At 39.1% G+C, this 8688-nt stretch carries 8 protein-coding genes, 1 other RNA gene and 1 pseudogene; 5 read left to right on the top strand and 5 right to left on the bottom strand.

Annotation, left to right across the window (positions count from 1 at the left end):
* Window positions 1-166: 166 nt before the first annotated feature.
* The 4 genes and pseudogenes from AAEZ00_RS04500 to smpB form a co-directional block, all read right to left on the bottom strand.
* A complete protein-coding gene (locus tag AAEZ00_RS04500) occupies window positions 167-721 on the bottom strand; it encodes a tetratricopeptide repeat protein (protein WP_351088395.1) in 555 nt (184 codons plus the stop codon).
* A 48-nt stretch (window positions 722-769) separates the two neighbouring features.
* Window positions 770-889, bottom strand: a pseudogene (locus AAEZ00_RS04495) (SEL1-like repeat protein); the annotation flags it as partial.
* A gap of 959 nt (window positions 890-1848) precedes the next feature.
* Window positions 1849-2204: a transfer-messenger RNA gene (gene ssrA / locus AAEZ00_RS04490) on the bottom strand.
* Window positions 2205-2366: 162 nt separating this feature from the next.
* Window positions 2367-2858, bottom strand: coding sequence for an SsrA-binding protein SmpB (gene smpB / locus AAEZ00_RS04485; RefSeq protein ID WP_101032420.1), 492 nt, complete (start codon window positions 2856-2858; stop codon window positions 2367-2369).
* 250 nt (window positions 2859-3108) lie between these two features.
* On the opposite strand from smpB, the gene AAEZ00_RS04480 reads away from it, so the two are divergent.
* Both AAEZ00_RS04480 and AAEZ00_RS04475 read left to right on the top strand, forming a co-directional pair.
* Window positions 3109-3543 (top strand): SRPBCC family protein, encoded by a 435-nt coding sequence (locus AAEZ00_RS04480; protein ID WP_101032419.1) that lies wholly within the window; start codon window positions 3109-3111, stop codon window positions 3541-3543.
* Window positions 3536-3871, top strand: a complete 336-nt coding sequence (locus tag AAEZ00_RS04475) for an RnfH family protein (protein ID WP_101032418.1) — start codon at window positions 3536-3538, stop codon at window positions 3869-3871. Before AAEZ00_RS04480 ends, AAEZ00_RS04475 begins: the two co-directional genes overlap by 8 nt.
* Window positions 3872-4033: 162 nt before the next feature.
* On the opposite strand, the gene AAEZ00_RS04470 is transcribed toward AAEZ00_RS04475, so the two are convergent.
* Complete coding sequence (locus tag AAEZ00_RS04470; protein WP_101032417.1) at window positions 4034-4537, bottom strand: outer membrane protein assembly factor BamE; 504 nt, start codon at window positions 4535-4537, stop codon at window positions 4034-4036.
* Between the two features lie 312 nt (window positions 4538-4849).
* Here AAEZ00_RS04470 and AAEZ00_RS04465 point away from each other — a divergent pair, with 312 nt between their 5' ends.
* From AAEZ00_RS04465 to AAEZ00_RS04455, 3 genes are all read left to right on the top strand, one after another.
* Window positions 4850-5686 (top strand): SAM-dependent methyltransferase, encoded by an 837-nt coding sequence (locus AAEZ00_RS04465; protein ID WP_124012000.1) that lies wholly within the window; start codon window positions 4850-4852, stop codon window positions 5684-5686.
* A gap of 350 nt (window positions 5687-6036) precedes the next feature.
* Window positions 6037-6249 carry a hypothetical protein gene (locus tag AAEZ00_RS04460; protein ID WP_101032415.1) on the top strand — a complete coding sequence of 71 codons (213 nt, stop codon included), beginning with the start codon at window positions 6037-6039 and terminating at the stop codon, window positions 6247-6249.
* A gap of 50 nt (window positions 6250-6299) precedes the next feature.
* Complete coding sequence (locus AAEZ00_RS04455; protein ID WP_124011999.1) at window positions 6300-8042, top strand: tetratricopeptide repeat-containing diguanylate cyclase; 1743 nt, start codon at window positions 6300-6302, stop codon at window positions 8040-8042.
* Window positions 8043-8688: the final 646 nt, after the last annotated feature.

Raw genomic sequence — 8688 nt, 5'->3', positions numbered from 1 at the left:
GTCTTAGGGGCATCTGGTGATACAGATGGTTCACTCTTATCGCGGTGAACAGCGCTTCATACGACCTCAGGTCGCACGGGCATAAACGCTTTAGGACTATGACTCTAATCATGCTTGTTTGGGTTAGACGAAGTATGGCTGTTTTAAACTTTAGTAAAGCTTAATTCTAAAGTCCAGACGTCCTTTTTAGATGGATATTTTGCAATTCCTTGATAGTTATTTCTTCAAGCCAAAACTCAACTTCCCCTTGTGACTTGAGTATTTCATCTTCTGACAACAAAGTCTTAATGTAAGATAGGTATTTATCTACAGAAGTATTGCCTAGTTCTTTCGATACGATGAAGAGACTATAGGCTTTCATTATATTTTTCTCAACGCCCCATCCTCTATAGAAATGATTGGCTAATCTTTGCGTTGCTTCCGCATTACCATTTATTGATGCTCGCCTACAATACTCAAACGATTTTTTGTAGTCTATTTTCGTTCCCCAACCATTTGTATAATAATCACAGACTTTGAGCTGTTCTGTATCGTTATCTTGTGCGGCGGCCAAATGCCACTTAAGAGCTTCTTTATAGTTAATCTTAACGCCTTCTCCAGTTTCATATGCTGATGCCAAAAAGATCTGCGAAGGGCGATCTCCTAAACTAGCTCCAGAAGAAAAAGCTTCAAATGCTTGTATAAAATCAATCTTACCGGCTATCGAGCCATCTTTATGCATAATTCCGATATGAAAATGTGCACTACCAATGTCATATTTTGCAGCAAAAGAAAAAAGTTCAAATGCTGCTTGATAGTTTTTCTCTACTCCCTTCCCATATAAATAGAAAACCCCTAAAGATAATGAACAATAAGGGTTTGTTCCCGCACAGACTTTTAATTTTTCAATATCTACCAGCTTGGAAGCAGCCTCAACAGTAATCGAAGCTGTGATTCCTTGACTGGACTCCTCAGCAGGAGGTTTATAGTCAGCTTCAACAACAGCGCTAAAAATGACTAAAGATAAAATAATATTTAAAACTTTGATTTTATTGTCTCCTCACGAAGTTAACAGGCTATCATCCAGCGTCTTGAATAAATATCTACTTCACTTTCATTAAATATATCAATGTAACCTATTGATGTAAATAGACTAATCCATCATCATCATCTAAGAATTCCAGGTTGGTCATTCCGCAAAATTGGACAAGAATATTTATAGGGTCTATTGCTACTACACATGGAAAATTAAGTTGTTGAAATATAGATGTTATATTTTTACACGCTAATTTATCGATGCCATTTGAGCTGATTTTTGCATCGCTAATAGTGGCCAATTCTTAGGGAATAATTATAACTGTACATTTACAGCTTGTAGGGAGTATGTCTGTAGCAGGATTTATTGAATAAATTAGTGACATTTAAAATCGGCTACTAACACATTTTGGGGCATAAACGTGTCAGATATACTGACTTTAAAAGGGACAAATTCAACTCTGAACTTGAGGACGTTGAAGAAAATAGCGTGAGCCTGACAGGACGTCAGGCTAGCTTTCGTTGGCCAAGGATGGCCTATCGGAAGCGTTAGCATTTTCGAATAAGACCGAGGCAAGATTCAAATGAGGTTAAAAGCTGGATCTGACCCCATGGCGACCTTTTCGCTGTTTGAAAATGTTGCGGGGCGGCTGGGAGTTCCAAGAGGGAATAGCCGTTGATTTCCTCTTGGTCTGGTGTGGGCGAAGCGCCACGACGTTGATGTTATTTTTTAAATTGAATGATTACGACCAGTTAATCGAAGTATAAAATGTTGCCACCCAAAAATAGACAAACAAAAAGGGCTTAGCATTGCTGCTAAGCCCTTCTATAAATTGGTGGAGGCGGCGGGACTTGAACCCGCGTCCAGAAAGCCTACATCCTCGGCACTACATGTTTAGTCTCTCTTTTATTTAACCAAGCAGTCTCCGAAAGACAGGATGCTACTTGGTGAGTCCGGTACTGTTTCGCGGTTCACCCCCGGACGGAGTTCCCTCGCTAGCACACTGTAATATGACCATCAGAATCCACTGTCCACGTGCGAAACGTGTGGTTGATGGCTAGCTAGCCTAAGCTGCTAGAGAGTAGTTAGAGTCGTTTGCAACTATAACGGTGCGGCTTTTTACGAGGCCAACCGCCCCTCGACATGCTCCTTGGGTTTCGTGAATCCTGTCGAATCCAGAATCGCCCCCAATTGAGTTAACTATAGCGTGTTGTTAGATGAATACCTAGCGTCCATTAACAAAATATAATCGTTTGTTCACTATCTGTTCGTAATAGGCTCAACTTCGTAATAGAGCTCTGTTAGTTAAAGACTTATCAGTGTTATTCACTTCAAAGGTCTATTGATGAGATTAAGCGTTCTCTTTGTCTTTTTTCATGACACGCGCTTTTTCAATTTTCCATTCGCGTTCTTTGGTGTCTTCACGTTTATCGTGATCTTTTTTACCTTTACCTAAACCTATTTCTACTTTTACCCAAGCGCCTTTACGCCAGTACATTGATAATGGCACTAAGGTGTAGCCTTGACGTTCAATTAGGCCGGCAAGTTTGTCAATTTCTTTGCGCTTTAATAGCAGTTTTTTTGTTCTGATGGGATCACATATTACATGTGTTGAAGCGGTATTAAGTGGTTGAATAGTACAACCATGCATAAAGGCTTCACCCTCTTTAATATATACATAACAATCAGATAAGTTGACTTTCCCCATACGAATGGACTTAACTTCCCAGCCCATAAGTTGTAATCCCGCTTCGACCTTTTCTTCGATGCGGTATTCAAAGGTCGCGCGTTTATTACGTGCGATGCTCGCTGAGGAATTTTTTGCTGATTTCTTTTTTACCATAGTTATTACCGTCTGATTGCCGTTATTGACCTGAAGGATGGTGCTGGACAACCCGCAGTGAGCCCATTTGATAAACTCTATTAAGTTAATCTATTAACTAATAGATATGGGGGAGATTTTTGATCTTTCAACGATTATACCCAGTTTCTTAGTGATTGTGTTATTTCCAACGTGATTTAACACTCTCAAAGATGCCTTTTTTGTTTAACGTGATAAAATCGGGCTATTGTATTAAGGATAGTGATGTCAGATGCCCAAGATTTCCAAGAATGTACTGGTTAGATTTAGTGCCTTACAGATGTATGATTTAGTCAATGATGTTGAATCGTATCATGCTTTTCTACCCGGATGTGTTGGGGGGAAGGTGCTTGAGTTTGATGGTAAAACCATGGTGGCTTCGGTTGATGTCAGTAAAGCGGGGATCAGTAAAACATTTACCACGCGCAATCAAGTTGTTCGCGCCAAATCGATTTCACTTGAATTGGAAAATGGCCCGTTTAAGTATATGCATGGCTTGTGGACATTTACCGAGCTGACTGAAGATGCCTGTAAAGTTGAATTCGATTTAGACTTCGAATTTTCTAGTGTGCTTGTTGATATGGCGTTTGGTAAGGTATTTAAGGATTTAATGTCGTCGATGGTGATGGCATTTACCGACAGGGCAAAGGTGATTTATCGTGATTAATGCAACAGAAAAATTCTCGGTAGATGTTATTTATGCATTGCCAAAACAACAGAAAATTATTCCGATTATGGTGTCGCCAGGAACCACATTTATTGAAGCCGTTAAGCAAAGTGATATGGTGCTATTTTTTCCTGATATTAACCTTGAAGAGGTTAAGCTTGGGGTATTTAGCCGTCAGGCTAAACATGATGAAGTGCTCGTTCCTGGGCAGCGTGTCGAAATTTATCGCCCGTTAATTGCAGATCCTAAAGATGTGCGTCGTAAGCGCGCCGAAAAGGCCAAAGATGAAGGTCGTATTAATAAAATTACCGGTGCCAAAGTCAACTAACCTTCGCTTAGGATACTAAACGGTTATCAAACCGCCCTTATGCCGAACTAAGGTTAATCAATCTCAACTCGGGCTAAGAGATGAGCTATATAGCAAAAAAAAAGCAGGCTCCTCAATAGAGGTCCTGCTTTTTTTTGCTTAAATCACATGGTGGCATTTGACTTATAACGCTTCATTATCGGTTTTAGCTTGATTTTTTAACGTCGGACGTTGCTCTTCAACCAAAGGTTTCGCATCTGGGCGAACTTCAGGTAATAAAGGCTTAAGATCAGGCTGGTTGACCGAGGGTAATGAGCTTTGCCCAAGCGGGGTATTAAAATCGTTACTGAGGTCATAATCACCCACAACACTGGAAACTTTGTCGCCATTAAAGTGAATAATCAATTCTTTATGGGTAATGCTAGCATCTCGACCACTTTTGAAATGATACACATAATACCAAGTGTCATCGGAGAAGCTGTCGCGCAATACTGGGCGACCTAAAATATATTCGGTTTGCTCTTTAGTCATGTCGATACGAAGTTTATCGACTTGCTGTGTTTCCATGTAGTTGCCTTGCGGCACGTCTGGTTTATAAATCAACCAATCAAACACACTGCATCCGCTAAGAGATAATGAAAGCGCTACTGCGCTTACAAGGGTAAGACTTTGTTTTTTGTTTATCATTGTCTGCGCTACTTCCTAAATTCTGTCGGTCATCATACCCAAGCTGTCCCTATGCTGACAAGGGGCTATTAGAAGATGTTGTGGCTTTGAGTCAATTTAGCGCGCTAAGTTCCATTTTTCGGAGAAATAAATTTATAGTAAATTTTCATTTTTATTTATCGTTACAGCAGAAATGTTGGTAAGATGTTGTTAAATTGTTCGATTTAAAACGCTCGAGCTAATATTTGTCGATATCAAATGCTATTTATGTATAAGTCACTGATAATTTATATTTTATATAAGTTGTAGTGATTACAATAATAAGAAACCACCATGACTATTCATCCATCGCAGGTAACAACATTAGCTAGTGCAAACCAAGGTAAGCTTATTTGTGTTGGAACCGGGTTACAGCTTGCTGGGCAAATAGGCTTATTAAGTTTGAGTTATATTGAACATGCTGATGTGGTGTTTTCGTTAGTGCCCGATGGTTTTTCTGAACGGTGGCTGATGTCGCTTAATGCTGATGTGCGTTCACTACAAGTTTACTATGCTCAACACGATGAGATAAAAAATCGCCGTGATACTTATGCTGAAATGATCAATGCCGTTTTAGATGAAGTGCGCCTAGGGAAATTAGTTGTGTGCGCATTATATGGGCACCCAGGGGTGTTTGCTTGTGTGGCGCATTTATCCATTAAACAAGCCCGTGCTGAAGGTTACGACGCGAGCATGTTACCGGGGATTTCAGCCGAAGCGTGTTTGTGGGCCGATTTAGGCATCGATCCTGGCAATAGTGGTCACCAAAGCTTTGAGGCTACTCAATTCATGCTTTATCACCATGTCCCTGATCCTACCACGCACCTGTTACTTTGGCAGATAGCCCTTGCTGGCGAACACACCTTGACTCAATTTAGTACCACTGAAGCGAGATTGCAGGTTTTGGTTGAACATTTATCTCAGTGGTATCCGCTTAACCATCAAGTGATTATATATGAAGCAGCAAATTTGCCATTTCAATCACCAGTGATAGAGCGTATATCGCTGTCGGCATTGCCAGAGGCTAGGTTAACGACGATTAGCACATTATTGATCCCTCCTGCGAGCCAAATCACTCTTAACCATGAAATGTTGGCTAAATTAGGCATAACAGCATTAGATATGGGGTAAGTGACTGTTAAAATTAAAAGATTATACGATACAATAAGAGAGTTATTATGGTTAACATGACGATTTTTTTATAAAGCTGGATATGGATGCAGCAATGATGGAATACCCTTTTGCCAATGTTAATCGGCACATTTAGAATATGGCTCATTGAAATTGTCAGCTAATGTAAGGGTAACAACTAGCACCGTTTGTTGTTAATTCCACTGGAGTGTAAAGTACACTCCAGCTTATGAACGCTAGCTAAATCAGTAGCATGCTCTTTAGGTGTTGAGTTGCAACCTGTTATGTCATTATGATTATGAATTAACAATAAAAAACTATAATAAATTCTTAAAATAGAGAGCAATAACATGTCGAACATAAGTACATTTTTTACTAAACTGGGGACTAATGCTGCGCTATTAGAAGCATATAAGCGTGATCCTCGCGGCGTAATGAAATCAAATGGATTAACAGAAGAAGAGATTGAAGCGGTAATGTCTGGCGACAAAACGCGCATCAGCCAGTTGTCCGGCGACAAAGAAATGGCGATGTATTTGATTGTGCTAAATCCAACAGAGTAGTTATTTTGTTAAAAAAATTACCCTACATATTTATAATCTTTGTATCGTTTTTGAGCTGTACGGCGATTGCCGCTAGCATTGATTATGATAAAGGCTTAGATGCTATTGAAAAGTCATTGCAGACTGATATTAATCAAGCCATTGAACAAATTGATGCTGCATTATCTTCTGAGTCATTGTTAACGGCTCAACAACACAGTCGTTTGTATGGGTTATTAAGTGCAAAGTATATTTATTTGGGCGATTTTGTTGAAGCGGATAAGGCATTAGATAAAGCGTTAACGTTTAACCCAACAGGGGAAGTTCTGACAAATATTTATTTATTTAAAATTACCGTAAATATAGCGCAGCGAAACTATCAACGAGCTTTTTCTCTCTTAGAGGAAAATTTTTCTCGTATCGAAAATTATCAAGATAACAGCATAAAAATAAAGTCTTATAATCGCTTGTCGAACGTGTACTTACAACTCGGTGCTTATGACGAAATGCTACGAATTTCACAATTAGCACTGAGTTTAAACCAGGGTGCAGATCCACGAAATCAATGTTTTTCAATGCTACTCCTTTCTGTAGCGCATTTAAAATTACAGCACTTTGATCAAGCTGAAACATTATTCAAAGACACCCGAGTGTATTGTAAAGATCATGGCCTTCCTTTAATTGAGATTATGTCTATTAAGGGGCAAGGCAATGTGCTGTTTGATAAAGGACAATATGCGGCAGCCGAAAGTTTGTACCTAGTGGCTTTAGAACGCTACCAAAAGTTTAAATTTAAAGTTGAAATAAATGAAATACAGTCTTATTTAAGCGTTATTTATTTTCATTCAGGCGATTACCAACAAGCTAAAATGTTTGCCCAATTAGTCAATGCTTTACCTAATAAACCCAGTAACATGCAAGTAAAAAAGCGTGTTAATGAAGTCCTTTCTTTGATTGCAGGTAAACGTGGTCACTTTGATAAAGCGTACCAATATCAAGTTGTCGCTTCTGCACTGGCTAAGCAATTGCTTGATGAACAGAAAGTAAAAGAAAATGCTTATCAAATGGCCCGCTTTGATAGCGTTGAAAAAAATCGTGAGAATACCAGTTTGATCCAAGATCACGAGTTACTGATAAAACAAAAAGATTTAGTCATGAAGGAAAAAAGCTCCTCCATCATGATCTCAACGTTACTTGTGGGTCTTTCTGTTGGTTTATTATTGTTATTGGTATCTGCTTGGTTGCAACGTAATCAATTTATGAAACAAGCGCAGCGAGATGGATTAACGGGGATTTTTAACCGCCGTACAGGACAAGAGATGGCGGAAAATGAATTCATTCAAGCTCAAACGCTTGGCGAGTCATTCTCAGTTATGTTGATGGATTTGGACTTATTTAAAAATATTAATGATCAATATGGCCATGCCACCGGTGACTGGGTATTAAAAAAGGTGACTCATGTGATTGGTGATATGTTGAACTCTACTCATATTTTTACTCGAATGGGCGGGGAAGAGTTTGCTATCTTTATGCCCAAGCAGACTGAAAATATAGCTGCTGATTTAGCCGAACAGATCCGCAGTGAAGTTGCCAATATTAACACTCGTTTCTCTGGCCACGATTTTACGGTTACCATCAGTTGTGGCATTAGCAGTGTCGATAAAAATGATTTAAGCCTTGATCCATTAATTCACCGTGCCGATTTAGCCCTTTATAAGGCCAAACATAACGGTCGAAATTGTGCGGTATGTTACAACGACACCATGAAACCGCCGTCATCAGACAAGCTGACAATAATCGAATCAGGCTTATGATAGCACCCCATGTCATTGCGGCTAAAATCGGCCCCCAGCTGTTGTGGTTAAGAGGGTAAAGTCTCTGCCCCAAGTTGCTTAAAGCAAAATCCTATCAAGCCCCCTTGTAGCAAACATTAACCGCCCACCTTATGACTCTCTTTGTTAGCTCTTTCTCAACGCTTTCTCAATTTTTCCCGCCACGTAGCGTATAAGCATGACTCTGTTCACGCTAGAAATGGTTGATGAATTATCGATAAGTCGATAACTGCCATGCAGTGAGCGTAGCGTTGCGATCACCGCTGTTTAATACTTTCGACTGCACCATTTTGGTTCTCTATTGCCCCATTCGTGAACTTTTTTCATTTTTTAAAAAAAAATTTAATTTTATTTAAAACAGACCAATCTGCTTGATCTTGTTGATCGGGTGACGTAACTCACACTTTTAAACGTCCTAATGTCTTTTTTTATAACGTTTACGTGAACGTAAATTTAAAACGGTTGTTTAAATTTTTGAGTTGACTGCTTTAGTTTAGTATCCTGTTTTTAAACAATAAAATGCAGTTACGTATAGGTAAGTTAAAAACGTTATCAAATTGTTTAATTCAACAATGTAGACTAAAGTTATGTAAATTTATATTTACATCAGGTAATTAAATTACAAGCT

This window comes from Shewanella sp. S1-49-MNA-CIBAN-0167 (genome assembly GCF_040310145.1).
Lineage (GTDB): Bacteria > Pseudomonadota > Gammaproteobacteria > Enterobacterales > Shewanellaceae > Shewanella > Shewanella psychromarinicola.
Note: the sequence above shows the minus strand (reverse complement) of the source record. Positions and strands in the feature narration are given on the sequence as shown.

Excerpts from the sequence above, each read along its gene's own strand:
- AAEZ00_RS04465 (WP_124012000.1), top strand. The coding sequence starts at position 4,850 with ATGACTATTCATCCATCGCAGGTAACAACATTAGCTAGTGCAAACCAA.
- AAEZ00_RS04480 (WP_101032419.1), top strand. The coding sequence starts at position 3,109 with ATGCCCAAGATTTCCAAGAATGTACTGGTTAGATTTAGTGCCTTACAG.
- AAEZ00_RS04460 (WP_101032415.1), top strand. The coding sequence starts at position 6,037 with ATGTCGAACATAAGTACATTTTTTACTAAACTGGGGACTAATGCTGCG.
- smpB (WP_101032420.1), bottom strand. The coding sequence starts at position 2,858 with ATGGTAAAAAAGAAATCAGCAAAAAATTCCTCAGCGAGCATCGCACGT.
- AAEZ00_RS04470 (WP_101032417.1), bottom strand. The coding sequence starts at position 4,537 with ATGATAAACAAAAAACAAAGTCTTACCCTTGTAAGCGCAGTAGCGCTT.
- AAEZ00_RS04500 (WP_351088395.1), bottom strand. The coding sequence starts at position 721 with ATGCATAAAGATGGCTCGATAGCCGGTAAGATTGATTTTATACAAGCA.